The 23,579-nt window shown below is 68.5% G+C and carries 22 protein-coding genes; 14 read left to right on the forward strand and 8 right to left on the reverse strand.

The features are described 5' to 3' along the window. Both crtB and tspO read left to right on the forward strand, forming a co-directional pair. Positions 1-1,056: a 15-cis-phytoene synthase gene (crtB, locus tag A6W98_RS05645; protein WP_042458935.1), complete on the forward strand. Its 1,056-nt coding sequence runs from the start codon at positions 1-3 to the stop codon at positions 1,054-1,056. Between the two features lie 8 nt (positions 1,057-1,064). Beyond that, positions 1,065-1,547, forward strand: a complete 483-nt coding sequence (tspO, locus tag A6W98_RS05650; RefSeq protein WP_305954933.1) for a tryptophan-rich sensory protein TspO — start codon at positions 1,065-1,067, stop codon at positions 1,545-1,547. A gap of 101 nt (positions 1,548-1,648) precedes the next feature. On the opposite strand, the gene A6W98_RS05655 is transcribed toward tspO, so the two are convergent. Beyond that, positions 1,649-2,875 carry an FAD-dependent monooxygenase gene (locus A6W98_RS05655; protein ID WP_042458938.1) on the reverse strand — a complete coding sequence of 409 codons (1,227 nt, stop codon included), beginning with the start codon at positions 2,873-2,875 and terminating at the stop codon, positions 1,649-1,651. A gap of 88 nt (positions 2,876-2,963) precedes the next feature. Here A6W98_RS05655 and A6W98_RS05660 point away from each other — a divergent pair, with 88 nt between their 5' ends. From A6W98_RS05660 to A6W98_RS05675, 4 genes are all read left to right on the forward strand, one after another. After that, the gene (locus tag A6W98_RS05660; RefSeq protein WP_042458942.1) at positions 2,964-4,295 is read left to right on the forward strand and encodes an amidase; all 1,332 of its coding nucleotides are present in this window, start codon (positions 2,964-2,966) and stop codon (positions 4,293-4,295) included. 138 nt (positions 4,296-4,433) lie between these two features. Further along, complete coding sequence (locus A6W98_RS05665; protein WP_042458945.1) at positions 4,434-5,630, forward strand: aminotransferase class I/II-fold pyridoxal phosphate-dependent enzyme; 1,197 nt, start codon at positions 4,434-4,436, stop codon at positions 5,628-5,630. 13 nt (positions 5,631-5,643) lie between these two features. After that, entirely contained in the window at positions 5,644-8,442 is a 2,799-nt protein-coding gene (locus tag A6W98_RS05670; protein ID WP_042458948.1) for a DNA translocase FtsK, read from the forward strand. Positions 8,443-8,511: 69 nt separating this feature from the next. Continuing rightward, positions 8,512-9,117 carry a LolA family protein gene (locus A6W98_RS05675; RefSeq protein WP_042458951.1) on the forward strand — a complete coding sequence of 202 codons (606 nt, stop codon included), beginning with the start codon at positions 8,512-8,514 and terminating at the stop codon, positions 9,115-9,117. 42 nt (positions 9,118-9,159) lie between these two features. On the opposite strand, the gene A6W98_RS05680 is transcribed toward A6W98_RS05675, so the two are convergent. Together A6W98_RS05680 and A6W98_RS05685 are read right to left on the reverse strand one after the other, a co-directional pair. Next, positions 9,160-9,732, reverse strand: coding sequence for a transglycosylase SLT domain-containing protein (locus A6W98_RS05680; protein ID WP_042458954.1), 573 nt, complete (start codon positions 9,730-9,732; stop codon positions 9,160-9,162). A gap of 104 nt (positions 9,733-9,836) precedes the next feature. Continuing rightward, the gene (locus tag A6W98_RS05685) at positions 9,837-10,718 is read right to left on the reverse strand and encodes an AEC family transporter (RefSeq protein WP_042458957.1); all 882 of its coding nucleotides are present in this window, start codon (positions 10,716-10,718) and stop codon (positions 9,837-9,839) included. A gap of 84 nt (positions 10,719-10,802) precedes the next feature. Here A6W98_RS05685 and hspQ point away from each other — a divergent pair, with 84 nt between their 5' ends. Beyond that, positions 10,803-11,129, forward strand: coding sequence for a heat shock protein HspQ (hspQ, locus tag A6W98_RS05690; RefSeq protein ID WP_042458960.1), 327 nt, complete (start codon positions 10,803-10,805; stop codon positions 11,127-11,129). Between the two features lie 31 nt (positions 11,130-11,160). On the opposite strand, the gene A6W98_RS05695 is transcribed toward hspQ, so the two are convergent. Then, positions 11,161-12,741 carry a gamma-glutamyltransferase family protein gene (locus A6W98_RS05695; RefSeq protein ID WP_042458962.1) on the reverse strand — a complete coding sequence of 527 codons (1,581 nt, stop codon included), beginning with the start codon at positions 12,739-12,741 and terminating at the stop codon, positions 11,161-11,163. A gap of 772 nt (positions 12,742-13,513) precedes the next feature. Next, the gene (ald, locus tag A6W98_RS05700; protein ID WP_042458966.1) at positions 13,514-14,632 is read right to left on the reverse strand and encodes an alanine dehydrogenase; all 1,119 of its coding nucleotides are present in this window, start codon (positions 14,630-14,632) and stop codon (positions 13,514-13,516) included. 131 nt (positions 14,633-14,763) lie between these two features. Between ald and A6W98_RS05705 the strand changes: the two genes are divergently transcribed. Beyond that, on the forward strand, positions 14,764-15,222 hold the full coding sequence (locus A6W98_RS05705; RefSeq protein WP_042458969.1) for an Lrp/AsnC family transcriptional regulator: 459 nt from the start codon (positions 14,764-14,766) through the stop codon (positions 15,220-15,222). A gap of 27 nt (positions 15,223-15,249) precedes the next feature. Next, a complete protein-coding gene (locus tag A6W98_RS05710) occupies positions 15,250-15,906 on the forward strand; it encodes a class II aldolase/adducin family protein (RefSeq protein ID WP_042458972.1) in 657 nt (218 codons plus the stop codon). A 250-nt stretch (positions 15,907-16,156) separates the two neighbouring features. Here A6W98_RS05710 and A6W98_RS05715 read toward each other — a convergent pair whose 3' ends face one another. Continuing rightward, the gene (locus A6W98_RS05715) at positions 16,157-18,061 is read right to left on the reverse strand and encodes a bifunctional 2',3'-cyclic-nucleotide 2'-phosphodiesterase/3'-nucleotidase (RefSeq protein WP_042458975.1); all 1,905 of its coding nucleotides are present in this window, start codon (positions 18,059-18,061) and stop codon (positions 16,157-16,159) included. A 251-nt stretch (positions 18,062-18,312) separates the two neighbouring features. Here A6W98_RS05715 and nudC point away from each other — a divergent pair, with 251 nt between their 5' ends. After that, complete coding sequence (gene nudC, locus A6W98_RS05720) at positions 18,313-19,263, forward strand: NAD(+) diphosphatase (RefSeq protein ID WP_042458978.1); 951 nt, start codon at positions 18,313-18,315, stop codon at positions 19,261-19,263. A 31-nt stretch (positions 19,264-19,294) separates the two neighbouring features. Next, on the forward strand, positions 19,295-19,759 hold the full coding sequence (locus tag A6W98_RS05725) for an SRPBCC family protein (protein ID WP_042458980.1): 465 nt from the start codon (positions 19,295-19,297) through the stop codon (positions 19,757-19,759). Positions 19,760-19,848: 89 nt separating this feature from the next. Here the strand turns inward: A6W98_RS05725 and rpsU are convergent, their stop codons facing one another. After that, positions 19,849-20,055: a 30S ribosomal protein S21 gene (gene rpsU / locus A6W98_RS05730; RefSeq protein ID WP_042458983.1), complete on the reverse strand. Its 207-nt coding sequence runs from the start codon at positions 20,053-20,055 to the stop codon at positions 19,849-19,851. A gap of 110 nt (positions 20,056-20,165) precedes the next feature. Between rpsU and A6W98_RS05735 the strand changes: the two genes are divergently transcribed. Together A6W98_RS05735 and A6W98_RS05740 are read left to right on the forward strand one after the other, a co-directional pair. Continuing rightward, positions 20,166-20,885, forward strand: a complete 720-nt coding sequence (locus tag A6W98_RS05735; RefSeq protein ID WP_042458986.1) for a COQ9 family protein — start codon at positions 20,166-20,168, stop codon at positions 20,883-20,885. Continuing rightward, complete coding sequence (locus tag A6W98_RS05740) at positions 20,882-21,871, forward strand: NAD(P)H-quinone oxidoreductase (RefSeq protein WP_406678831.1); 990 nt, start codon at positions 20,882-20,884, stop codon at positions 21,869-21,871. Before A6W98_RS05735 ends, A6W98_RS05740 begins: the two co-directional genes overlap by 4 nt. Positions 21,872-22,012: 141 nt before the next feature. Here the strand turns inward: A6W98_RS05740 and A6W98_RS05745 are convergent, their stop codons facing one another. After that, complete coding sequence (locus A6W98_RS05745) at positions 22,013-22,654, reverse strand: ribonuclease T2 family protein (RefSeq protein ID WP_042458989.1); 642 nt, start codon at positions 22,652-22,654, stop codon at positions 22,013-22,015. A gap of 130 nt (positions 22,655-22,784) precedes the next feature. Between A6W98_RS05745 and A6W98_RS05750 the strand changes: the two genes are divergently transcribed. Continuing rightward, positions 22,785-23,546 (forward strand): DUF1013 domain-containing protein, encoded by a 762-nt coding sequence (locus tag A6W98_RS05750; protein ID WP_042458992.1) that lies wholly within the window; start codon positions 22,785-22,787, stop codon positions 23,544-23,546. The last annotated feature ends 33 nt before the right edge of the window (positions 23,547-23,579 follow it).

Raw genomic sequence — 23,579 nt, forward strand, 5'->3', positions numbered from 1 at the left:
ATGATCGATCCGGCGGACCTGAAGCATTGCGAGGACTCGATCCGGACCGGGTCCTATTCCTTCCATGCGGCCTCGAAACTGCTGCCGGCGCGGGTCCGCGACCCGTCGCTGGCGCTTTACGCCTTCTGCCGGCTGACCGATGACGCGGTCGACCTGACCCATGACAAGTCGGCCGCCGTCCTGATGCTGGGCGAGCGGCTGGACCTGATCTATCGCGGCCAGCCCCGGAACGCGCCCTGCGACCGGGCCTTCGCCGCGGTGGTCGACGAGTTCGAGATGCCGCGCACCCTGCCCGAGGCGCTGCTGGAGGGCATGGCCTGGGATGCGATGGGGCGGCGCTACGAGACGCTGTCGGGGGTCTATGCCTATTCGGCGCGGGTCGCGGCTGCGGTCGGGGTGATGATGGCGGTGCTGATGCGGGTCCGCGATCCGCATGCGCTGGCGCGGGCCTGCGATCTGGGCGTCGCGATGCAGCTGACCAACATCGCCCGCGATGTCGGCGAGGACGCGGCCGAGGGCCGGTTCTTCCTGCCTCTGGAATGGATGAACGAGGCGGGGCTCGACGTCGAGGAATTCCTGGCCCGGCCCCAGCCCTCGCCCAGCATCCGGCGCCTGACCCAGAAACTGCTGGCCGATGCCAACCGGCTTTACTTCCGCTCCGAGCCGGGGGTGGCCGAGCTGCCCTTCGCCTGCCGTCCGGGCATCTTCGCCGCGCGCAACATCTATGCGGCCATCGGCCGCGAGGTGCGCCGCGCCGATTACGACAACATCACCCGCCGCGCCTATACCAACAAGAGACAGAAGCTCGGCTGGCTGATCTGGTCCTCGATCCAGGCCCTGACGGTCAGCGCGATGCCGCGCTCGGCCGTGCTTTACGGCAAGCCGCTGGCCGAATGCGCCTATCTGGTCGAGGCGACGGCGACCCGGCGGCCGTCCGACAACCCCTGGGGAGAGGGCCGCGCCGGCGAGATCATCGCGATCCTGGCCCAGCTCGAGGCGCGCGAGCGCAAGAGACGCGGTGCCACATTGGAACAATATCGCCGCAAGGCTATTTAAGAGACATGATGATCGATTGGCCCCTCTTCGGAATATTCCTCGCCACCACCTATGCGGCTGGCGCGACCGGTGCCTTCTTCTCACCTGACGGGTGGTATGACCGCATCGACAAACCCAAATGGACCCCGCCGAACTGGCTCTTTCCGGTGGCGTGGTTCGTGCTTTACATCTGCATGGCCTATGCCGCGACGCGCGTCGCGATCTCGGGAAGCCCGCTGCTTGTCTACGCGCTGGCGATCTGGGGCTTGCAGGTCGCCTTCAATACGCTCTGGTCGCCGGTCTTCTTCGGCCTGCACCGGCTGGGGGCTGCCCTGGTCGTGCTTTGCGGGATGTGGATCTCGGTCCTGGCCATGGCGGTTTCGTTCTACCAGGCCGACATGATCGCGGGGCTGCTGATCCTGCCCTATGTGGTCTGGACCAGCTATGCCTGGGCGCTGAACTTCTCGATCTGGCGCCGCAATCGTGGCGCGGTGCAAGCCGCGGGCGCCTGAGGCAAGACAGCCCGATCAATACCCGTCGCCCGGCCTTTCGGCCGGGCGATGTCTTTTCGGGGCAGGTCTTTTCGGGACAGCCCGGATCCTGGACTCGGGCCCTAGAGCGGCCGCCCGGTCATCAGGCGCGGCAGCCCGCCGGTCAGTCCGGCCGCCTCGCGGATGAAGCGGCGGCGCAGGGCGGGCAGCGCCGCGACCGCCCCGAGGCCCAGATCGCGGCCCAGCCGCAAGAACGGATTGTCGTTCGAGAACAGCGCGTTGACCGTATCGGTCCCGGCCGCCATCAGGGTGGTGTCGAAGCGCCGCCAGGTCTGGTAGCGTTCCAGCACGTCGATGGCGCCGATATCCTCGCCCCGCCGTTTCGCCTCGACCAGCACCTGGGCCAGCGCGCCCACGTCGCGAAGCCCCAGGTTGAACCCCTGGCCTGCGATGGGATGCACCCCATGGGCCGCGTCGCCCAACAGCGCCACCCGGGGGGCGCAGAAGGCATTGGCCAGCGACAGGCTCAGCGGATAGGTAAACCGCGCGCCTTCCAGCGCGATCTCGCCCAGGAAGTCGCCGAAGCGCGGGCGCAGCATCTCAAGATAGGCCGCGTCGTCCAGCGCTTGGATCGCGGCGGCCTGGGCGTGGCGCTCGCTCCAGACGATCGAGCTGCGGTTGCCGGGCAGCGGCAGGATCGCCAGCGGCCCCGGCGGCATGAAGAACTGATGCGCGGTGCCGCCATGTGGGTGCTCATGGGCGATGGCGCAGACCAGTGCGGTCTGGCCGTAATCATGCCCGGTCCGGCCGATGCCCGCGCGCTGCGCGGTGCCCGAGCGGCGCCCGTCGCAGCCGACCAGAAGCCGCGCGCAAAGCTGCCGCCCCGAGGCCAGCGTCACCGTCACGCCGGTCGGGCCGGTTTCCTGCGCCACCACGGTCTCGCCCGACAGGGTCGTGATCCGGGGCTCGGCCTCCAGCGCCTCCAGCATCGCGCGGCGCAGATAGCGGTCCTCGATCATGTGGCCCATCGGGCCTTCCTCGATCTCGCCATGGTGGAAGTCGAGGAAGAACGGCGCCGCCCCTTCGCCCGCGCGCCCGTCCGAGGCGACGATCTCGAGGATCGGCTGGCCGCGATGGACGAGACCGGGCCAGATCCCGATGGCGGAGAGCAGCCGGGTCGAGCCCAGCGCCAGCGCATAGGACCGGCCGTCGAAAAGGTCGCTGTCGCGGTCGGTGCGGGGCAGGGCGTCGATCACGGTGACGGAGAGCCCGGCCTGGGCCAGGGCCAGCGCAAGCGCCGGGCCGTTCAGCCCGCCGCCGACGATCAGGATCTCGGAATCGTAGGTCATGGCGTGAATATGGCGGTCCGCCCGGGATTGTCCATAAGTCCCGGTGCCGTTAGCGTCGCGAAGAAGTCATGGAGTATGGGGACTGCGGATGGCGAGTGACTGGCTTGGGATGAGTGCGGGCGATCTTGGGCGTGGAATCGAGACGGGCAAGATCGACCCGGTCGATCTGGCGACAGGTTTTCTCGACGCGATCGCGGGCCATCCGCTTTGCGACAGGATCTATGCCCGCCCGACCCGGGCGCGGGCGCTGGCCGAGGCCGAGGCGGCGCGCAGCCGGGCGCGGTCGGGGCTGCGGCTCGGACCGCTCGACGGGGTGCCGATCTCGTGGAAGGACCTCTTCGACAGCGCGCGGATCGCGACCGAGGCGGGCGCGGCGCTGCTGGAAGGGCGGGTGCCCCGGCAGGATGCCGAGGTGCTGGCCACCGCGACCGCGGGCGGGCTGGTCTGCCTTGGCAAGACCCATATGTCCGAGCTGGCCTTCTCGGGGCTCGGCGTCAACCCGGTCACGGCGACGTCGCCCTGCATCAACGCGCCCAATGGGGCGCCGGGCGGATCCTCCTCGGGGGCGGCGGCCTCGGTGGCCTTCGGGCTGGCGCCGGGTGCGATCGGGTCCGATACCGGCGGCTCGGTGCGGATCCCGGCGGTCTGGAACGACCTTGTCGGGCTCAAGACCACCGCCGGGCGGATCTCGCTGAAGGGCGTGGTGCCGCTATGCCCGAAATTCGATACGGTGGGGCCGCTGACCCGCAATGTCGAGGATGCGGGCCTGCTGCTGGCGGCGCTCGAGGGCGGCCGGCCTGCCGATCTGAGCGGGGCGCGGCTTGAGGGCATGCGGTTCATGGTGCTGGAAACGGCGGCCTTCGACGGTTTGCGCGACGCGCCCCGAGCCGGGTTCAACCATGCGCTGGAACGGCTCGCCGAAGAGGGCGCGACCATCGTCCGGGAACAGGCGCCCGAGGTGGCCGAGGCGCTGGCGCTGGCAGGGGTGCTGTTCGCGACCGAGGCCTATGGCACCTGGCGCGACAGGATCGAGGCCGAACCCGACAAGATGTATCCGCCGATCCTGGACCGGTTCCGTGGCGGGCGTGCCTTCTCGGGCGCCGATTACGTTGCCGCCTGGCAGACGCTCGGGCTGCTGCGCGGGACATGGGCCCGGCGGGTATCCGGTTTCGACGCGGTGCTGCTGCCGACCTGCCCGATCCTGCCGCCCGATGTCGACCGGCTGCTGGCCGATCCCGATTTCTTCATGGCCGAAAACCTTCTGGCGCTGCGCAACACCCGGATCGGGAACCTGATGGGAAGCGCGGTTCTGACGCTGCCGACCGGTGTGCCCGCGACGGGCATTTCCTTCATGGGGCTGCCGATGTCGGAAGAGCGGCTGTTGCGGATCGGCGCGGCGGCGGAACGGGCCCTGACCTAAAAGCCACAGCTTTCCCGGCAACGGGTCGGGCGCGCCGGGCTTTCTGGACCCGGGCGCGGCAAGGGGCTATCGTGATCCGCAATCGGAGCGCCCGGACGACTCCGAACCGAGGCAGTAAGACAGACGAGACAGGGGTCCATGACCTTTCCCGAGCGGTTCTCGAACCTACCGGATTACGCGTTTCCGCGGCTCAGGCGTCTTCTCGACGTCCATGAGCCCGGCGGCGTGCCGGTGCACATGACCATCGGCGAGCCCAGGCACGCCTTTCCCGACTGGGTCGCCGGTATCGTCGCCGAGCATGCCCATGAATTCGGCAAATACCCTCCGAACGAGGGCACGCCCGAGCTGCGCGCGGCGATCGCGGGCTGGGTCGGACGCCGCTATGGCGTGACGCTCGACCCCGAGACCCAGGTCACCACCCTGAACGGCACCCGCGAGGGGCTGTTCAACGCGGCGCTCGCGCTTTGTCCCGAGACGAAGGCAGGCGTGACGAAGGCAGGTGGCCGGCCCGCGATCCTGACGCCGAACCCGTTTTATCAGGTCTATGCCGTGGCCGCGCTGGCGGTGGCGGCCGAGCCCGTCTATGTGCCCGCGACCGCCGAAACCGGCTTTCTGCCCGATTATGGCGCGCTGTCGCCCGAGCTGCTGGACCGCGTCGCCATCGCCTATATCTGTTCGCCCTCGAATCCGCAGGGCGCGGTGGCCGACCGGGGCTATTGGGCCGATCTGATCCGGCTGGCCGAGAAACACGATTTCCGGATCTTCGCCGACGAGTGCTATTCCGAGATCTACCGCGACAGCTCGCCGCCGGGCGCGCTGAGCGTCGCGGCCGAGCTTGGCGCCGATCCCGAACGGGTGGTGGTTTTCCATTCGCTGTCGAAACGCTCGAACCTGCCGGGGCTCCGGTCGGGCTTTGCCGCCGGCGGGCCGGGCAGCATCGGCCGGATCAAGCAGCTTCGGTCCTATGCCGGGGCGCCCTTGCCCCTGCCGCTTCAGCGGGTTGCCGAACGGGCCTGGTCCGAGGAAAGCCATGTCGCGGCAAGCCGGGCGCGGTATCAGGGCAAATACGCCATCGCCGACGAGATCCTTGGCGGCGTGGCGGGGTATCGGGCCCCCGAAGCGGGGTTCTTCCTGTGGCTGCCGGTCGCCGATGGCGAGGCGGCGGCATTGAAACTCTGGCGCGAGACCGGGGTGCGGGTCCTGCCCGGCGCCTATCTGGCGCGGGATGTCGAGGGCACGAATCCGGGCGCGGGCTATATCCGCGTGGCGATGGTCGCGGCCGAAGATGAAATGCGTGCCGCGCTGGTCCGGCTGCGCGGCTGTCTGTACGATTGAAAAGGGCGAGGGCATGGCTTCCTATCAGATGAAACGGCGCGAACCCCTTCTCGACCAGACCACCCAGGCCGCCATCGAGCGCCGGGGCAAGGAATTGCTGGGCATCGGGCTGATGCTGGTCGCGCTGCTGCTGGCGCTGACGCTGGGGTCTTATGTCACCGACGACCCGAGCTGGTTCTCGGCCACCGACGCCCCGGCCCGGAACCTTCTGGGCCGGTTTGGCGCCTCGATCGCCTCGCCGGTCTATATCGTCGTGGGTTATGGCGGCTGGGCGCTGGTCGCGGTGCCCGCGGCCTGGGGCCTGCGTCTCCTGACCCATTGGGGCGAGGAACGGGCGCTGTCGCGGGTGATCTTCGCGCCCTTCCTCGTCTGTCTGGCCTCGGTCTATGCCGCGACCAATGTGCCGACGCCGGACTGGACCCACAGCTTCGGCATGGGCGGGCTGTTCGGCGATACCGTGCTGGGTGCGGTGCTGGGGCTGGTGCCGATCGGCACCATCGTCGGGCTCAAGCTGGTCTCGGCGCTGGTCTGGCTGGGTACGCTGGCGCTGGCGCTGTTCGTCTGCGGGGTCGACCGCGACGAGATCCGGCGTTTCGGCCGGGGCGTGCTGCTGGGCCTCATTCTCAGCTATGCCGCGCTGCGGGCCGCGACCGGGCGCGGGGTGCGCGGTGCGCTGCAAGGCGCGGTGCGCTATGGCGAGGATCTGCAGGCGCGCCGCAACGCGCGGGCCGAGCGCCGCCAGACCGCGTTCGCACCCGAGGCCTACGAAGAGGATGACGACGAGGCCTATGACAGGGATTGCGACCTTCATGAGGACGAGGCGCCCGCCCGTACCGGTCTGTTCGCGCGGCTGCCGGTGTTCCGCCGTCGCGCCGATCCCGAGCTGATCGACGAGGATGATGACGAGGTGGCCATGACCCCGGCCTCCGAAGAGCGTATCCGGGCGCGGATCGCCGATGTCGTCCGCGCGCGCTCGAGCCGCGGCGCGTCGGTGCCGACCGGGTTCCGCCCCGAGCCGCCGGTTGTGCGCAGCCCGTCCGCCCTGACCGTGCCGCAGGCGCCCGATCCGGACATGCGGATCGATGTGCCCGAGATCGACGATTACGAAGATTTCGACGCGGAGACCCCGTTCGAGACCGCGCCCTCCGTCGCCGAAGCAGCCCATCCAGCCCCCGCCCCCGCGATACCGGTGGCCGAGCCGCGCCGGGTGGTCGAGCAGAGCGTGCGCAAGCCGGTCGCGCCCTCGCGCCGCGCCCGCGACGAGGCCCAGCCCGGCCTGAAATTCGACGAGAGCGAGGAGGGCTACCAGCATCCGCCACTGTCGCTGCTGACCAATCCCGACATCATCGAGCGGCATTATCTCAGCGAAGAGGCGCTGGAAGAGAATGCGCGCATGCTGGAAAACGTGCTCGACGATTACGGCGTGAAGGGCGAGATCGTCTCGGTCCGGCCCGGCCCCGTGGTCACAATGTACGAGCTGGAACCGGCGCCGGGCCTCAAGGCCAGCCGGGTGATCGGCCTGGCCGACGACATCGCGCGCAGCATGTCGGCGCTGTCGGCCCGGGTCTCGACAGTGCCCGGGCGCAGCGTGATCGGGATCGAACTGCCCAATGCCCGCCGCGAGATGGTGGTGCTGCGCGAGATCCTGTCGGCGCGCGATTTCGGCGACAGCGCGCAGCGCCTGCCGCTGGCGCTGGGCAAGGATATCGGCGGCGATCCGGTGGTGGCGAACCTGGCCAAGATGCCTCACCTCCTGATCGCGGGGACCACCGGGTCGGGCAAGTCCGTTGCCATCAATACCATGATCCTGTCGCTTCTCTACAAGCTGACGCCGGATGAATGCCGGCTGATCATGATCGACCCCAAGATGCTGGAACTGTCGGTCTATGACGGCATCCCGCATCTGCTGTCCCCGGTCGTCACCGATCCCAAGAAGGCCGTCGTCGCGCTGAAATGGGTCGTGGGCGAGATGGAGGAACGCTATCGCAAGATGTCCAAGATGGGCGTGCGCAACATCGAGGGCTATAACGGCCGGGTGCGCGATGCGATGGCCAAGGGCGAGATGTTCAAGCGCACGGTGCAGACCGGCTTTGACGACGAGACCGGCGAGCCGGTCTTCGAGACCGAGGAATTCCTGCCCAAGACGCTGCCCTATATCGTCGTCATCGTCGACGAGATGGCCGACCTGATGATGGTCGCGGGCAAGGAGATCGAGGCCTGCATCCAGCGGCTTGCGCAGATGGCGCGGGCCTCGGGCATCCACCTGATCATGGCCACCCAGCGGCCCTCGGTCGATGTCATCACCGGCACGATCAAGGCCAACTTCCCGACCCGGATCTCGTTCCAGGTGACCGGCAAGATCGACAGCCGCACCATTCTGGGCGAACAGGGCGCCGAACAGCTTCTGGGCATGGGCGACATGCTGTACATGGCCGGCGGCGGGCGGCTGTCGCGCGTGCACGGGCCCTTTGTCAGCGACGAGGAAGTCGAGGAGATCGTCAGCTATCTCAAGACCTTCGGTCCGCCGGACTATGTCGGCGGCGTGGTCGAGGGGCCGGACGAGGACAAGGAAAGCGATATCGACCTGGTGCTGGGGCTCGGCGGCAATACCGACAGCGAGGACGCGCTTTACGATCAGGCGGTGGCGATCGTCATCAAGGACCGCAAATGCTCGACCTCCTATATCCAGCGCAAGCTGGCCATCGGCTACAACAAGGCCGCGCGCCTCGTCGAGCAGATGGAGGATCAGGGGGTGGTCAGCGCCGCCAACCATGTCGGCAAGCGCGAGATCCTCGTGCCCGAACAGGCGTGAGCGGCGGATCGCCCAATCGTGACGGCCGGGCAGGTGAAATGCCCGGCCCCCGGCTCTAGATTGGCTGCCATGAAACCTCTCCGTCTTTCCCTGGCCCTTGCGGCCCTGCTGGCGGCGACGCCCGTTCTGGCAGACCCGATCCCGCTGTCGTCGCTCTCGGCCTATCTCAACAGCTTCCAGACCGCGCAGGCCGATTTCACCCAGATCAATGCCGATGGCTCGATTTCGACCGGGACGCTCTCGATCAAACGCCCCGGTCGGGCGCGGTTCGAATACGCGCCGCCCGAGAAGGCGCTGGTGCTGGCGGGCGGCGGCCAGGTCGCGGTCTATGACGACAAGTCGAACCAGCCGCCCGAACAATATCCGCTGAAACGGACGCCGCTGAACCTGATCCTCGAGCGCAATGTCGATCTCGGCCGCGCCCGGATGGTGGTGGGCCATGCGGAGGACGGGACCTCGACCCGCGTCGTGGCGCAGGACCCCGAGCATCCCGATTACGGCACCATCACGCTGGTCTTCACCAATGATCCGGTCGAGCTGAGGCAATGGATCATCACCGACGAGGCCGGAAGCCAGACCACCGTGGTTCTGGGCCAGCTGAAGACCGGCATGCCGCTGGGCGCGCGGATGTTCAACATCATCCAGGAAACCGCCGACCGTATGAAACGCCGCTGAGGCGGCCCCCGCCGGTCTGCTGACGGGGGGCGCCGCCGCGGTTCAGCGGCGGCAGGTGATGAGCTGGGCGTAGTAAAGCTGCGCCCGGTCCTCGACCCGGTTGGCGACCGCCATCAGCCAGGCCTTGCTGCGGTAGCTGCGCCGGGCATAGCCGGCATGGCCTTCGTGATAGGCAAGGTACTGGCTGCGCGCATCGCTCAGCGGAATGCCAAGCTTCTTGCGCGATTCGGCCATGTACCAGCCCATGAAATCGGTCGCGTCAAAGATGTCGTCGCGCCGCGCGCCGCGATTGGCGGTGCCGTTCCGGTACATGTCCCAGGTGCCGTCGATGGCCTGGGCATAGCCATAGGCCGAGCTCTGCCGCCCCATCGGGATGACTCCCAGCACGAAGCGATGCGGCGTGCGGGCATTGCCCACGAACTTGCTTTCCTGGTGGATGACCGCCATCTGCACCGGCACCGGAACGCCCCAGCGACGCTCGCTGCGCTCCATCGCGCGCATGTATTTCGGCCGCTCGCGCGCGATGGCGCAGGCGTCTTCCAGATTGCGTGGCGGAGATTTGTCGCCGCATGCCGTGAGAAAAAGACATGCCGCGATGAGGAGGAACCTGCCCATCTGCCTCTCGTTAGCCTGTAGTGTCTGCCGTTGTGTTCTTTTTTTGGCCGATCATAGAGGAATTCCACGATACGTGAAACGCCTAAGCGTCTCGTCGTCCGGGCTCAGAGCAGAACCGCCAGCGTCAGCGGCAGCGCAAGCATTGACAGCAGCGTCGAGACCACGACCAGCCCGGCCACCGCATCGGCATCGGCGCCGTATTTCTCGGCCAGAAGATAGGAGGTGACCGCGACCGGGGTCGAGATCTGCAGCACCAGGACGGCCAGAGCCACCCGGTCGAGCCCGAACCAGAGCCCGATCCCGGCCGCGACGCCAAGGCAGATCGCAAGCTTGACGAGGCTCAGCCAGACCGCGCGCGGCAGGTGGCCCGGATGCAGCCGGGCAATCGCCACGCCCATCGTGATCAGCATCAGCGGCACCGCGATCTGTCCGATCAGGGTCAGCGCATTGGTCAGGAAGGCCGGGGTCTGCCAGCCCTGCCACAGGAAAAGCCCGCCCAGCGCGGTGGCCCAGACCAGCGGCTCCTTCAGGGCCTTCAGCGGCGAGCCGCCGCCGGCAACCAGCCAGACCCCGAAGGTGAAGGAATAGATCGCCATCACCGCGAAGACCACGACCGCATAGTCGAAGCCGCGCTCGCCGAAGGCGAACAGCGCGAGCGGCAGCCCGATATTGCCGGTATTGCCGAAGATGATCGGCGACAGATAGGTGCGGCGGTCGAGCCGGGCGAGCCGCACGACGGTGAGACAGAGGATCGTCACCGCGCCATAGGCAGCGGCGGCGGCCAGCGACAGCGCAGTCAGGGCCTGCGGCTCGATCTCGGTCTTCATCAGCGCGGTGAAGATCAGGCAGGGAACCGACAGGGTCATTGTAAGTTGAGTCACGAACTGGACACGGTATTCGTTTCCGAACCGGACCCAGAGAAAGCCCACCGCGGCCAGCAGGAAAACGGGGGCGACAATCTCGGTGACTGTAAGTAGAAGGTTCACAGAGTGTTTCCCCAAGTAGCGCGGTGCCGCATGGACAAGGGCGTATCGGCGGGATTAAGGTGCACAGTCGGGGGTTGCAACGGAATGCTCAAAGCGCACGCGAAATATCATCTGGGTCAAGTGGTCCGTCACCGGAAGCATCCGTTTCGTGGCGTGGTCTTTGACGTGGATGCGATGTTCTCGAATACCGAGGACTGGTATGCGGCGATTCCCGAGGAAACCCGCCCGCCGAAGGACCAGCCCTTCTATCACCTGCTGGCCGAGAACGATCACAGCTATTACGTGGCCTATGTCTCGGAGCAGAACCTCGTGGCCGACGATACCGGCGAGCCGGTCGATCATCCCGATCTTTCGGACCTGTTCGGCGAATTCGAGGACGGGCAGTATCCGCTGCAATTCCAGCTGAACTGAGCCGCGCCGCGTCGCGCCCTTCCCGCATTCGTCAGTATCCCAGCGCGCAGCCGTCCTTGCGCGGGTCGGACGCGCCCTGCAGCACGCCGGTCTCGTCGTCGATCAGGATCGCCTGCGCCCCGCCGATGGCGGAAGGCGGCGTGGCCACGGTATGGCCCTTCGCGGCCAGTGCCGCGCGCACATCTTCGGCATAGCCGCGCTCGACCAGCAGCTCGCCCTGATCGGCAAAGCTGCGGGGCGCGTCCAGCGCCTGCTGCGGATGCATACCGTAATCGACGATATTGGTCAGCACCCTTGCATGGCCGTTGGGCTGATAGGCCCCGCCCATCACACCGAAGGGCATGATCAGCTTGCCGTCCTTCTTCAGCATCGCCGGGATGATCGTGTGCATCGGGCGCTTGCCGCCCGCGGCCTCGTTCGGATGGCCTTCGGTCAGGCTGAAGCCCGCGCCCCGGTTCTGGAAGTTGATGCCGAATTTCGTCGAGGCGAGGCCCGCGCCGAAGCTGTGAAAGATCGAATAGATCAGCGACACGGCCATCCGGTCCCGGTCGACCACGGTGATGTAGATCGTCTCCTTGTGGACGGCTTCCGACAGCGGCGCGGGGCTTGCCATCGCCCGGTCGGGGTCGATCAGCGCGGCCAGCTTCGCCGCCGTCCCGGGGGCCAGCATGTGGTCGAGCCGGGTCATGTGGGCGGGATCGGCGACGAAGCGGTTGCGCGCGTCATAGGCAAGTCTTGCCGCCTCGGCCTCGACATGGGCGCGCTCGGCCCCCAGCGGGTCCATCGAGGGCAGGTCGAATTGCGCCAGGATATTCGCCATCAGGATCGCGGTCGCGCCCTGGCCGTTCGGCGGATGCTCGACCAGCTCGACGCCCTTGTAGCTGCCGCTGACTGGGCTGCCGTAATCGCAGGCGGTGGCGGCGAAATCCTCCAGCGTATGGCAGCCGCCCAGCGCGCTCAGCGAGGAGACCATGTCCTCGGCCACCTCGCCCTCGTAAAAGCCCGCCCGGCCGTCCATCGCGATCCGGCGCAGCACCTCGGCCTGTTTCGGTGCCCGGAAGACCTGTCCCGGCCGGGGCGCCTGGCCGCCCAGCAGGTAGAAATCGCGCGCGGCGCCCTGCAGGTGATCGGCGGCGCGGGCCCAGTCGAAGGCGGTGCGGGGCGCGACCGGCACGCCCGTTTCGGCATAGTGGATGGCGGGGGCGAGGCTGGCCTTCAGCCCGATCCGGCCCCAGTCCTTCGACAACCGGCAGAAGGCATCGACGGCGCCCGGCACCGTCACCGCATCGGCGCTGTCGGTCGGCATGGCGTCAAGGCCCCGCTCGCGGAGGCGGGCGGCCTCCAGCCCTTTCGGGGCCCGGCCCGAGCCGTTCAGCGCGACGATGCGGTCCTCGCCCGCGGGTTTGATCAGCACGAAACAGTCGCCGCCGAGGCCGGTCATCTGCGGCTCGCAGATCCCCAGCAGCACCGCGCCCGCGAGCGCGGCATCGACGGCATTGCCGCCTGCCTCGAGCATCTGCACCGCGACCTTGGCCGCGAGCGGATGGGAGGTCGCGCACATCCCGTTTGTCGCAAACACTGCCGAGCGCCCCGGCAACTGGAAATCGCGCATGAAACTCTCCCGAACCGATACCGCCGGGGGCGAAGGTTAGAAGCTGCCGCCCTCGATTCCAATAATGAAAGTTCCGATGATGAAAGTGCCTGCTCCGGGATCGGTGCCCCGGCCGGGCGCGACCCGCCCGATGGTTTCCGGAAGGATCGGCTGCACGCCCGGTGACGGTCTCCTGCGCGCCATGACGGAACCTCGGATACGGCAAATCCAGCGTTTCCGAACGGGCTCCAGCATCATGATCCGCGGATCTCGCGCGAGGCCTCGGGCCCGCCCGGACCTGTCGTCGCCGGATACGACGCCACCTGCATGATCGGCGGTGAGCGCGCGCTCGGGCGTGCTGTTCCTGAGCCCGGCGCCGGTTCCGGGACACATTTCCTGTCCGGGGCGACCCTGAGGGGGATACGGAGGCTTCAGAAGGTTCCGCTGTTGCGGGATGGCGCCCGGGCCAAGACTGTCGTCCTGTCGGATGTCGGCCTTCCGCCGGGCCGGGGCAATGCCGAACGCCCCATGTCATCGGAATATCGGTACGTCTATCGGCCGGACATGGCCGGACCGGACAGACCTTGTTCCGCCCCCGGCCTTCAATGGAAGGCCCCGATCTGTCTGCGGCTCACGAGCGGGGCGACATGAGGGGCTGCGCTTCGGCAGCCAGCTCTCGGGGACGTGCCGCAGGCCGGTCCGGCGCATCGGTGTCAGCCGGTCATCCGTGACCGGATGCCGCTTGTCGCAGGTCTTGCCTGCGCCAGGCGGCGGCCCGACGCGGCGCCGAGGGTCAGGCCGTCAGCGCCAGTTGCGGGGACAGCACGTCGATATCCTGCGCCTTTCCGACCGCATAGCAGGTCAGTTGCCCGGCATGGACGTTGAGCCCGGCCAGCAGATGCGGGTCGTCGGTGCAGGCCTGACGCCATCCCTTGTCGGCCAGGGCCAGCAGGAACGGCATGGTCGCATTCCCCAGCGCCAGCGTCGCGCTGCGCGGCACCGCGCCGGGCATGTTGGCCACGCAGTAATGCTGGATGCCGTCGACCGAGAAGACCGGGGCCTCATGGGTGGTCGGACGCGAGGTCTCGAAGCAGCCGCCCTGGTCGATCGCCACATCGACGAGGACCGCGCCCGGTTTCATCCGCGCCAGATCGGCCCGGCTGAGCAGCCTTGGCGCGGTCGCCCCGGGGATCAGCACCGCGCCCACGATCATGTCGGCCCGGTCCAGCAGCGCGGCCAGCGTCGCTTCCGAGGAATGCCGGGTCGTCACCCGGCCGTCGAAGATCTCGTCAAGCTGGCGCAGCCGCGGCAGCGACTTGTCGAGCACGGTGACATGGGCGCCCATCCCGGCCGCGATCCGCGCCGCATGGGTGCCGACCACGCCGCCGCCGATGACCAGCACCTCGGCCGGGCCGACGCCGGGCACGCCGCCCATCAGCACGCCGCGCCCGCCATTGGCCTTCTGCAGCGCCCAGGCCCCCATCTGCGGCGCGAGCCGTCCCGCCACCTCGGACATCGGCGCCAGCAGGGGCAGCCCGCCGCGGTCGTCGGTCACGGTCTCATAGGCGATGGCGGTGACGCCGCTGTCCAGCAGGTCGCGGGTCTGGGCGGGGTCGGGCGCGAGATGCAGATAGGTGAACAGGACCTGTCCCTCGCGCAGGCGCCGCCGTTCCTCGGCGAGCGGCTCCTTGACCTTCACCACCAGTTCGGCGCGGGCAAAGACGTCCTCGGCGGTGGCCGCGATCTCGGCGCCGGCCGCGATGTAATCGGCATCCTCGAAGCCCGCGCCAAGCCCGGCACCGGTCTCGACCAGCACGGCATGGCCATGGGCGGCGGCTTCGCGGGCGGCATCGGGCGTCAGGCCGACGCGGAATTCCTGGGGTTTGATCTCTCTGGGGCATCCGATATGCATGGGGTCTCCTTCTCCTCGGGGCAGAATGCCGCAGATCGGGCCGGATCGCATCGGTTTTGCGTGCAGTGCCCCCGCTCTTGATGCAAGATCCGCGCGTTATTCTGCCAGATCGTCGAAGGATCATGCAAGAGATGGCGCTGGACGAGACCGATCTTCGATTGTTGCGGGTCCTGCAGAAGCAGGGCCGGATTTCGAATGCCGAGCTGAGCGAACGGGTGAACCTTTCGGCCTCGGCCTGTCACCGCCGGGTGCAGCGGCTGGAGGAGGGCGGCTTCATCCGCGACTATGTCGCGCTGCTCGATGCCCGCAAGATGGGCCGCCAGACCACCGTCTTTGTCGAGATCACGCTGTCGGGGCAGGCCGACGAGACGCTGGCCGCCTTCGAGAAGGCGGTGGCGCGGGTGCCCGATGTGCTGGAATGCCACCTGATGGCGGGGAATGCGGATTACCTGCTGAAGGTGGTGGCCGAGGACAGCGAGGATTTCGCCCGCATCCACCGGCGATACCTGACCCGCTTGCCCGGCGTTGCGCGGATGCAATCCTTCTTTGCGCTGCGGACGGTGTTCAAGACCACCGCGCTGCCGCTATAGGGCAGGGACAGCAAGCAGGAGGGCGGGATGACCGACGAGAAGGACAAGCGCGCGGCGATCGTCGCGGCGTGCCGCAGCATGAATGCGCTCGGGCTGAACCAGGGGACGTCCGGCAATATCAGCGTCCGCCACGGGGCGGGGCTGCTGATCACGCCGAGCTCGATCCCCTATGACGTGCTGGCGCCGGAGGACATCGTCTTCATGGAGATGGACGGCACCGCCCATGGCGCGCGCAGGCCGTCCTCGGAATGGCGCTTCCATCTCGATATCCTGCGCAGCCGCACCGATCTCAATGCGGTGGTGCATGCCCATGCCCCCTATTGCACGATGCTGGCCATTTTGCACAAGCCGATCCCGGCGGTGCATTACATGGTGGCGGCGGCGGGCGGCGGCGATATCCGCTGCGCGCCCTATGCGACCTTCGGGACCCAGGCGCTGTCCGATCTGGTGCTGGAGGCGCTTGAGGAGCGCAAGGCCTGCCTGATGGCGCATCACGGCATGATCGCGGCCGAGGCCGGTCTCGACAAGGCGATGTGGCTGGCCGTGGAGGTCGAGGCCCTGGCCCGGCAGTATCACGGCGCGCTCGCGATCGGGACCCCGCCGCTGCTGAGCGAGACCGAGCTGGCCGAGGCGATTGCGCAATTCACCGGCGGCTATGGTCAGGGCAACCCGACGGCGACGTGATCTCGCGGCAGCTGTCGGGGGCGCATCCCTGTCCCCCGGCCCGTCTGACGCCGCCATGCCCGCCGGTTTTCGCACAAGGCATTGGCGGGTGTGAGGGGCGCGCAGATCGAGGCCGATGATGCGACAAGCTCTCCTCGTTCCGGTGCGGGTTCCGGCAAGGACCGCAACCGATCCTTCGGGACGAGGGCGGGAGGCCGGTGCCGGGAGCGTCTTTGTCGCGTTGCCTTTGCGGCGAGTCGCGGGGCCTGTGTCACAGGCTGATCCGGAACCGCGCGAAACCGTCGGGGCTTGTGCCCGCCGGGTCCGGTGCCAGCCGTTCGACCGCGCCCAGATGGCGGCGCGCGGCGGGGCCGGTATCGAACAGCACGGTGGTGCCCGGCAGATCGGCGAACCGCCAGGTGGGGACGGTCCGCGGCGCCACGCTGCCCCGCCTGGCGATATAGCGCAGGATCACGTCGCGATTGGTGACGGGTGCTTCGAGGATCACGGCATCGGGGCCGGTGCCCGGAAACCCGCCGCCGCCGGCGGCGCGAAAGCTGTTGGTGGCAATCACGAATTCCATGCCGTCCGTGACCGCACGGCCGTTCCAGGAAAGATCGGCGATGCGCGAGGCATGCGGGTTCAGCAAGCGGCCATGGGGGCCGTAGCGCGGCGGCTGGCTGGGATCGATCCGGTATTCCAGCCCGTCGATCACGTCGAAATTGTAGCAGGGGAAGTCGGGGTCGAGCAGAAGCTGGTCGGTCGCGCCGGGCCGGATGCGGTTGAAGATCCCGGCGGATCGCTCGAGCCAGCCGCGCAACTCCGCCCCGCTGACCCGCACCGCCCGGACCATGTTGGGATAGAGATAGAGATCGGCGACATTGCGGATCGCGATATCGCCCGCGGGGACGTCGGTGTAATAGTCGGGGCCGCCATGGCCGCCGGCCTTGAACGGCGCCGCCGCCGACAGCAGTGGCAGGCCCTCATGGCGGGTGCTCTTCAGCTTTCGGGCGACATACCAGCGCTGGGCATCGGCGACGATCTTGACCGAGGCGTTCTCGGCCACCAGCGCGAAATAGCTGTGCAGGGGGATCTCGGTCCGGCCGACCGGGCGGCGGGTATAGGCCAGTGTCTCGGCATGGGCGCGGGCGGCGGCGCTCAGAACGGCGGGATCGCTGCCCACCAGGGGCTCGGCGCTGCGGTCGCTCCGGCGGGTGGCGATGGCGTGGATCGAGCTGCGATGCTCGGCCACGCGCCAGCCTGTTGCCGCGCGTTCGAGAAGCAGGTCGATCACGCCGAGATGCGAGCCCCAGAAGCCGGGCATCACCGTGGGCTTGCCGTGAATCGATCCGGTCTCGGTATCGACACCGGCGATGCCCGCGAAATCCGGGCCGGGAAGGGCCTGATGCTGATGCCCGCTCAGGATCGCGTCGATCCCCTCGATCCGGGCCAGCGGCAGGCAGGCATTCTCCTGGCGGGCGACATGCGTGGGCTCGCCGATGCCCGAATGGGCCAGCGCGACCACCAGATCGGCGCCGTCGCGCCGCATCCGCGGCACCAGCTCGCGAGCGGCAGAGACGATGTCGCCGCCCTCGGCCCGGCCCTCCAGATGCCTGCGGTCCCAGATCGCGATCTGCGGCGGCAGAAAGCCGATCACCCCGATCCGAAGCCGGTGCCTGCGGCCCGCGCCATCGGTCACGCTGCGGTCGAGCAGGGCATGACGCGGCAGGCGGGTCAGCCCGGGCGGGGCCAGCGGGCCGGGCAGCAGATTGGCGGAGACCACCGGAAACCGCGCCCCGGCGATCGCGTTCAGCAGAAAGTCGAGCCCGTAGTTGAAATCGTGATTGCCGAGCGTCGCGGCATCGTAGCCGATCGCGTTCATGGCCGCGATCGCGGGGTGCAGCTCGCCCGGCCGCAGACCGCGCTCATGGGCGATGTAATCGCCCATCGGGTTGCCTTGCAGGAAATCGCCATTGTCGAACAGAAGCGCATTGGCGACGTCGCGGCGCAGCGCTGCGATCAGGGTGGCGGTGCGCGCCAGACCGGCCGTGTCGATGGGCCTGTCCGTATAGTAATCATAGGGAAAGATGTGCACATGCAGGTCGGATGTCTCCAGCAGCCGCAGATGCACGCGATCGGCGGCGGGAGGGACGGAAAAGGGGTGCGGCGCGATCAAGGAGGCCCCTGCATGTAGGCCGACCGGTCGCCGGGCGCGGAGATGCGAGGCGACGCCGGAATGGCCGTGTCCGCGGCCGGCCGGGCATATGGCTTTGACACGGGGACGGAATGCAACCATCACCGGCCTGAGACATTATAGGGTTCGCGGATGCGTGGCGAGACAGAATTCACGCGATGCGGTCGTGACGTGCCCAAGGTTCGCGCGGCGGTCCGGCCCGGCTTGTGTCCGACCGCAATGAAGGAGCGTGCATGCGTCTTGCCGAACGGGTGACATTCGGAGGTGGCGGGCTCGACCGCGCCGCCCATCGGCGGGGCGATGCCGCCTGGCTTGCCGAGGCCTGGGCCGGGGCGCAGGTTCTGCCGCTCTGGCGGGGCAAGCCGCTTTTCGGCGCGGAGGGGCTGGGCTGGGTGGCCTCGGCGCATCCGCTTCTGGCCGGGCGGAGCGCGGAGGCGGTCTTTCTGGGGCTGTCCGGCGGCCGCCCGAAATTCGCGATCGAGCTGTCTGACTGGGTGCCCGCCGAGATGCCCGAGACGCTGGGCCAATTCCGCGATCCGTCCGAACAGCGCCATCCCGACCTGCCCGGGGATCTGAGTTTCCGCGAGCTGCGGCGCGAGATGACCCGGCTTGTGCCGGTCGAGGCCGAACTGGCCGCCACCGCCAAGGGCCTGTTCGACTGGCATCGCGGCCATGGCTTCTGCGCGCGCTGCGGCCAGCCGAGCCGGCCTGCCGAGGCGGGCTGGCAGCGGCGCTGTCCGGGCTGCGGCGCGCCGCATTTCCCGCGCACCGATCCGGTGGTCATCATGCTGGTACGGCGCGGCAATGCGGTGTTGCTGGGGCGCGCTCCGGGCTGGGCCGAGGGCATGTTCTCGCTGCTGGCGGGCTTTGTCGAACCGGGCGAGACGGTCGAGGCGGCGGTGCGACGCGAAGTGGCGGAGGAAACCGGTGTCAGGGTCGGGCAGGTGGGCTATCTTGCCAGCCAGCCCTGGCCGTTTCCCGCTTCGCTGATGCTGGGTTGCTGGGCCGAGGCCGAGACTGACCGGATCACGCCCGACCCGGCCGAGATCGAGGAGGCCCGCTGGGTCGGCCGCGAGGACATGCTGGCGGTGCTGGCGGGCGAACGGACCGACATGCAGCCGCCGCGGCCGGGGGCGATTGCCGGTTTCCTGATCCGGATGTGGCTGGCCGACCGGCTGGACTGAGCCAAGGAGCGCGCGAAGGGGGCGCCAGCAGATGATACTGACCTGCCAGGAAGATATTTCGGCGCCGATCGAGCGGGTGTTTTCCCGCCTGACGGATTTCACCCGATTCGAGCGGGCCATCGAGACCCGCGGCGGCGATGTCACCCGCCATGCGGGGCCGCCCGATACGCCCGCGCCCGGCATGGCCTGGACGATCCGGCTGCATTTTCATGGGGCGCATCGCGAGATCGAGGCCGAGCTGACAGATTACGCGCCGCCCTCGGCGATGTGTCTGGGCGCGGCGTCGAGCGGGCTTGGCGCCGAGGGGCGCATCGAGCTTGCGGCTCTGGCCGAGGAGCTGACCCGGCTGAGCGTCGCCATCGATCTTGGTCCGAAGACGCTGGGCGGGCGGGTGCTGATGCAGACGCTGAAACTTGCCCGCGGCAAGCTGGCCGAGGAGATGGAGGCCGGGCTGGCCCGGTTCGCCCGGCGGATCGAGGCCGAGGCGGCGGGCTGAGCGTACTGCCGGAAACAACAAACCCCCGGGCAGGGCCTCGGGGGTCGTCGCACTGGGGCCGAAACCCCGGTTCGCCATTGCCGACGGTCTTAAAGGAGACCTTCGCGCTGGGCCTTCTTCCGCGCCAGTTTGCGCGCACGGCGGACGGCTTCCGCCTTCTCGCGCGCTTTCTTCTCGGACGGTTTCTCGAAATGCTGCTTGAGCTTCATCTCGCGGAACACGCCTTCGCGCTGAAGTTTCTTCTTCAGAGCCCGAAGCGCCTGGTCGACATTGTTGTCGCGAACGCTGACCTGCATGTGGTTGTCACCACCTTTCTTGCTAGAGTTTCCGAATTCTGCAGGAAGCGGCCGTATAGCAAAACCGGGCGAACTTGTCTATAGAGGGGCCGTCGAAAGGAGGCCCCAGCATGACCGACACGCCCCGAGGCATGGATAGCATCACCCAGGAGCTTCTGGATGCCGCTTTGATTCACGTTCCGTTCGACGGCTGGAGCGAGGCCGCCTTTCGCGCCGCGGTCGCCGATTCCGGCGTCGATCCGGCGCTGGCGAGGGCCGCCTGTCCGCGCGGCGCGGCCGATCTGGCGGTGGCCTTCCACCTGCGCGGCGATGACGAGATGGTGCGCCGGCTGGCCGAGACCGATCTTTCCGAGATGCGCTTTCGCGACCGGGTGGCGCTGGCGGTGCGCTACCGGCTGGACGCCGTCGATGACAAGGAGGCGGTGCGCCGGGGCGCCACGCTCTTTGCGCTGCCGCTCTATGCCGCCGAGGGCTCGCGTCTCGTCTGGGGCACCGCCGACCGGATCTGGACCGCGCTGGGCGACAGTTCGGAGGATGTGAACTGGTACACCAAGCGGGCCTCGCTGGCGGCGGTCTATGGCGCGACCGTGCTGTACTGGCTGGGCGACGAAAGCCCCGACCATGCCGAGACAAGCGCCTTCCTCGATCGCCGGATCGGCGATGTGATGCAGGTCGAGAAGGTCAAGGCGCAGGTCAACAAGTCGCCGCTGCTCAAGCCCTTCATGCTGGGGCCGAACTGGCTTGCCCGCCAGATCCGCCCGCCGCAGGGACCGAAGCGCAAGGGCGGGCTGCCCGGTGCGCTGAATGCGCGCATGACGGTGCGCACATGACGCTGCCTCAGGTCATGCGGGCGATCGAGATCGCCGAGCCCGGCGGCCCCGAGATGCTGCGCCCGACCGAGCGCCCGGTGCCGGTGCCGCAGCCGGGCGAGGTGCTGATCCGGCTGGCCTATGCCGGGGTCAACCGGCCCGATGCGCTGCAGCGCGCGGGCTCCTACGCGCCGCCGCCGCAGGCCTCGGACCTGCCCGGGCTCGAAGGCGCGGGCGAGGTCGTGGCGCTGGGCGAGGGGGTGACGGGGCTCAAACCGGGCGATCAGGTCTGCGCGCTGCTGCCGGGCGGCGGCTATGCCGATTACGTCACCGCGCCCGCCGCCCATGCGCTGCCCGTGCCCGAGGGGATGGGGCTGAAACAGGCCGCCTGCCTGCCCGAGACCTTCTTCACCGTCTGGTCGAATGTCTTCATGCGCGGCGGGCTGACGGCGGGCGAGCGGTTCCTCGTCCATGGCGGCTCGTCCGGGATAGGCACCACCGCGATCCAGCTTGCCTCGGCCTTCGGGGCCCGGGTCTTCGCCACCGCCGGTACTCCGGCGAAATGCGCGGCCTGCCGGGCGCTTGGCGCGGACCGGGCGATCGACTACCGGTCCGAGGATTTCGTCGATGTGCTGAAGGCCGAGGGCGGGGCCGACCTGATTCTCGACATGGTGGGGGGCGACTATCTGCCGCGCAACGTGCGGGCGCTGGCCGACGAGGGCCGTCTGGTGCAGATCGCCTTCCTGCAGGGGCCCAAGGTGACGCTGAACTTCGCCCATGTGATGATGCGTCGGCTGACCATCACCGGTTCGACCCTGCGCCCGCAATCGGACCTTGCCAAGGCGCGGATCGCCGCCGAACTGCGCGAAAAGGTCTGGCCGCTGCTGGCGTCGGGCCGCGTCGCCCCGGTGATGGACAGCGAATTCGACCTTACCGAGGCCGCGCGGGCCCATGCCCGGATGGAGCAGGGCGCCCATATCGGCAAGATCGTCCTGAAGGTCGCCTGAGGTCGCCGGCACAGATCGCGACACCGACCGCGGCGCGCGCCGCCGACGTGAAGCCCTGTCGAGAAACCGGACCGGCGTCGTCCTGTGCCGTCGGCGCGCGGCCAGGCCGCTTCCTCTGCGGCGTGGCCTGGACCCGGCGTGTCAGCGCGGCGGCGGCATCAGCGCATCGCGCAGCTCGCAATCCTCGACCGTGTCGGGCGCGCAAGGCCGGGGTCTGAGCGCCTTTGTCAGGCAGATCCGGACCTCCCGGATGCGTCCGGCCTTGCAGGTCACGGTCAGCATGTCGGGCAGAAGGCCGGGATTGGCCTGCAGGAACGCCTCTTCCACCACCCCGGCCGGAAGCCTGACCGGGGCGGTCAGCTTGCCGAAGGCCGCAGGGCGCGCCACCGCCTCATAGGCCCGGCGTGCCGCCGCGGCATAGTCGCCCGCCGAAAGCCCCGAGCAGCGACCGTGCTTCTTCCATTGATGCCAGGCCGCGCGGGGGCTGCCGGTCAGTTCGGCCAGGCGCGCGATCTGGCTGCGCGAGGGATCGGCCTCCGTGCTGTGGCAATAGCTTGGCCAGCCGCGTTCATATTGCGGCCAGAGCCCGTGCAGAACCCAGCCCGCGCCGCCGCCCGGGGCGCAATGCGGGCTTTGCCGCGCTGCGCCCCGGGGTGCCTCCCCGGCCGCGCACCAGCTTGGCGCCCAGCTCAGCGACAGCAGGTAATAATCGAAACGCCCGGCCACGTCCTCCTCGGCGCAGGCCAGGGTCGCAGACAGGAGCAGTATCGCCAGACAGCGCATTTTCTCTTTTCTCCGGGCGCGTCGGCCACTATATACGCTCAAACTTCCCCGAAAACGAGGAACCGCGCCAATCCGGCGCAGCCGTTTCCCGGCCCGGGGAGCGCTATCGTCGCACGAGAGGAGAAGGCCGATGAACAAACCGATCATGGCCAAGGCCACCGCCGTCTGGCTGGTCGACAATACGACGCTGAGCTTCCGGCAGATCGCCGATTTCTGCGGCCTGCACGAGCTCGAGGTGCAGGGTATCGCCGATGGCGACGTGGCGGCCGGCGTGCGCGGCTTCGACCCGGTCGCGAACAGCCAGCTCGACCAGTCGGAAATCGACAAGGCCGAGAAGGACCCGCTTTACAAGCTGCGGCTCAAGTTCAACCCGGCCGCGGTCGGCGAGGAAAAGCGCCGCGGCCCGCGCTACACGCCGCTGTCCAAGCGGCAGGACCGTCCGGCCTCGATCCTGTGGCTGGTGAAGTTCCACCCCGAGCTCAGCGACGGCCAGATCGCCAAGCTGGTCGGCACCACCAAGCCGACGATCCAGTCGATCCGCGAGCGCACCCACTGGAACATCTCGAACATCCAGCCGATCGATCCGGTTGCGTTGGGCCTCTGCAAGCAGTCCGAGCTTGACGCGGCGGTGCAGAAGGCCGCCCGCAAACGGGCCGCCGAGGGCGATCTGATGACCGATGACGAGCGCCGCAAGCTGGTCTCGACCGAGCAGTCGCTGGAAATGGGCACCGAGGCGCGGCTGCCGACCGCGATTTCCGGGCTCGAGACCTTCTCGCTCACGCGTCCGGAGCCCGAGGAGGAAGAGGACCGCTCGGTGCCGGATGCCGACAGCTTCTTCAACCTGCCCGATCACGACGAGGACGAGGAAGAGGACGACGATCCGCGCCGCTGAGCCGGAGCGCTGGCATGAAAACGGGCGGCGCCG

It is taken from the genome of Rhodovulum sulfidophilum DSM 1374 (assembly GCF_001633165.1).
GTDB lineage: Bacteria > Pseudomonadota > Alphaproteobacteria > Rhodobacterales > Rhodobacteraceae > Rhodovulum > Rhodovulum sulfidophilum.

Excerpts from the sequence above, each read along its gene's own strand:
- ald (WP_042458966.1), bottom strand. The coding sequence starts at position 14,632 with ATGCATATCGGATGCCCCAGAGAGATCAAACCCCAGGAATTCCGCGTC.
- tspO (WP_305954933.1), top strand. The coding sequence starts at position 1,065 with ATGATCGATTGGCCCCTCTTCGGAATATTCCTCGCCACCACCTATGCG.
- A6W98_RS05660 (WP_042458942.1), top strand. The coding sequence starts at position 2,964 with ATGGCGAGTGACTGGCTTGGGATGAGTGCGGGCGATCTTGGGCGTGGA.
- A6W98_RS05675 (WP_042458951.1), top strand. The coding sequence starts at position 8,512 with ATGAAACCTCTCCGTCTTTCCCTGGCCCTTGCGGCCCTGCTGGCGGCG.
- A6W98_RS05680 (WP_042458954.1), bottom strand. The coding sequence starts at position 9,732 with ATGGGCAGGTTCCTCCTCATCGCGGCATGTCTTTTTCTCACGGCATGC.
- A6W98_RS05670 (WP_042458948.1), top strand. The coding sequence starts at position 5,644 with ATGGCTTCCTATCAGATGAAACGGCGCGAACCCCTTCTCGACCAGACC.
- rpsU (WP_042458983.1), bottom strand. The coding sequence starts at position 20,055 with ATGCAGGTCAGCGTTCGCGACAACAATGTCGACCAGGCGCTTCGGGCT.
- A6W98_RS05695 (WP_042458962.1), bottom strand. The coding sequence starts at position 12,741 with ATGCGCGATTTCCAGTTGCCGGGGCGCTCGGCAGTGTTTGCGACAAAC.
- A6W98_RS05740 (WP_406678831.1), top strand. The coding sequence starts at position 20,882 with ATGACGCTGCCTCAGGTCATGCGGGCGATCGAGATCGCCGAGCCCGGC.
- A6W98_RS05735 (WP_042458986.1), top strand. The coding sequence starts at position 20,166 with ATGACCGACACGCCCCGAGGCATGGATAGCATCACCCAGGAGCTTCTG.
- A6W98_RS05655 (WP_042458938.1), bottom strand. The coding sequence starts at position 2,875 with ATGACCTACGATTCCGAGATCCTGATCGTCGGCGGCGGGCTGAACGGC.
- A6W98_RS05745 (WP_042458989.1), bottom strand. The coding sequence starts at position 22,654 with ATGCGCTGTCTGGCGATACTGCTCCTGTCTGCGACCCTGGCCTGCGCC.
- A6W98_RS05725 (WP_042458980.1), top strand. The coding sequence starts at position 19,295 with ATGATACTGACCTGCCAGGAAGATATTTCGGCGCCGATCGAGCGGGTG.
- hspQ (WP_042458960.1), top strand. The coding sequence starts at position 10,803 with ATGCTCAAAGCGCACGCGAAATATCATCTGGGTCAAGTGGTCCGTCAC.
- A6W98_RS05710 (WP_042458972.1), top strand. The coding sequence starts at position 15,250 with ATGACCGACGAGAAGGACAAGCGCGCGGCGATCGTCGCGGCGTGCCGC.
- crtB (WP_042458935.1), top strand. The coding sequence starts at position 1 with ATGATCGATCCGGCGGACCTGAAGCATTGCGAGGACTCGATCCGGACC.
- A6W98_RS05750 (WP_042458992.1), top strand. The coding sequence starts at position 22,785 with ATGAACAAACCGATCATGGCCAAGGCCACCGCCGTCTGGCTGGTCGAC.
- nudC (WP_042458978.1), top strand. The coding sequence starts at position 18,313 with ATGCGTCTTGCCGAACGGGTGACATTCGGAGGTGGCGGGCTCGACCGC.
- A6W98_RS05665 (WP_042458945.1), top strand. The coding sequence starts at position 4,434 with ATGACCTTTCCCGAGCGGTTCTCGAACCTACCGGATTACGCGTTTCCG.
- A6W98_RS05705 (WP_042458969.1), top strand. The coding sequence starts at position 14,764 with ATGGCGCTGGACGAGACCGATCTTCGATTGTTGCGGGTCCTGCAGAAG.